Origin of the sequence: Nocardiopsis sp. TNDT3, assembly GCF_003427465.1 — a bacterium.
Classification (GTDB): domain Bacteria; phylum Actinomycetota; class Actinomycetes; order Streptosporangiales; family Streptosporangiaceae; genus Nocardiopsis; species Nocardiopsis dassonvillei.
On the sequence record NZ_QPFC01001230.1, the window covers coordinates 1 to 1,304 of the forward strand.

General features: G+C 74.5%; 1 protein-coding gene and 1 pseudogene. Both read right to left on the minus strand.

Going from position 1 to position 1,304, the window contains the following annotated elements; all coding sequences use genetic code 11:
* Positions 1–160, minus strand: a pseudogene (locus DQW06_RS26220) (signal recognition particle-docking protein FtsY); the annotation flags it as partial.
* A 130-nt stretch (positions 161–290) separates the two neighbouring features.
* The coding region (locus DQW06_RS26225; protein ID WP_232833164.1) for an iron ABC transporter permease at positions 291–1,304 on the minus strand (1,014 nt) is incomplete at its 5' end.

A 1,304-nucleotide genomic window follows, 5' to 3' on the forward strand; every position in this document is an offset into this window, starting at 1 on the left:
GGTCCTCCACGGCGGTGGCCCCGGCGGCGGCGCCGGTGGGTTCGGGTTCGGTCTCGTCCTTGCCCGGTTCGACCGAGCGCCGGGTCGTGACCAGGAAGAACCCACCGGCGGCCAGGAGCACGACGGCGATGATGATGGCGACGAGCAAGGTGATGTCCATAGCACCTTCCAGTGTTCCAGAGTGTGCGACGCGTTCGCGTCACGGCCGGGTGGCGCGCCGGGAACGAAGCGGGTACCGGTAGGCCCCTCCCCTTCCGGGGCGCCCCGGAACCACCGGTGACAGCGGGAACTCAGGTGCCGCGGTGGCGCGTGGTGCGCAGGATGAGCACGAAGAAGGGCGCGCCGAGGAAGGCGGTGACCACGCCGATGGGCAGCTCCGCGGGGGCGATGAGCGTCCGGGCGACGATGTCCACCAGGACCAGGAAGGCGCCGCCGAGGAGCACGGTGACCGGCAGGATCGCCCGGTAGTTGGAGCCCACCAGGCGGCGCACGACGTGCGGGACGACGATCCCCACGAAGCCGATCAGGCCGCTCACCGACACGGCGGCGGCCGTGGCCAGGGACGCCGCGCCGATCACCACGATGCGCACGGCGGCCGGGTTCAGTCCCAGGCTGACCGCCTTGTCGTCGCCCAGGGCGAGCATGTCCAGCAGGTAACCGCTGGCCAGCAGGACGGCCAGTCCGACCACCGCGTACGGGGCGACCAGCCGCACGTCGTCCCAGCCGCCCCTGCCGAGTCCGCCGAGCAGCCAGGCGAAGATGCGCTGGAGTTCGTCCACGCCCATCTGCTGGACCAGGGTCTGGGCGGCGGACAGGAACGAGGAGACGGCCACGCCCGCCAGGACGAGCGCGGCGGTGCCGCCCCCGCCCGCGGTGGACCCGAGCAGGTAGGCGGCGGCCACGCCGAGCAGGGCGCCGGCGAACGCGGCGACCGGGACCAGGGCGCGCGGGGAGTCGCTGAACTGCGCGCCGAAGACGATGACCGTCGTCGCGCCGAGCCCGGCCCCGGCGGCGGCGCCGAGGAGGTAGGGGTCGGCCAGCGGGTTGCGGAACACGCCCTGGTAGGCGCCGCCCGCGGTGGCCAGGAGGGCGCCGACGAGCGCGCCCATCACCACGCGCGGAAGGCGCAGCTCCACCAGGACGGCCGCCTCCCGTTCGGTGAGGGGGGACTGCGCACCGAACGGCAGGAGACTGAGCAGGTGCCGGGCGATGTCGGCCGCGGAGAGGGAGGCCGCTCCGGCGGAGACGCCGAGCAGGGCCGCCGCGAGCAGCGCGACCGACCCGCCCGCGACCCACCCCAGGGG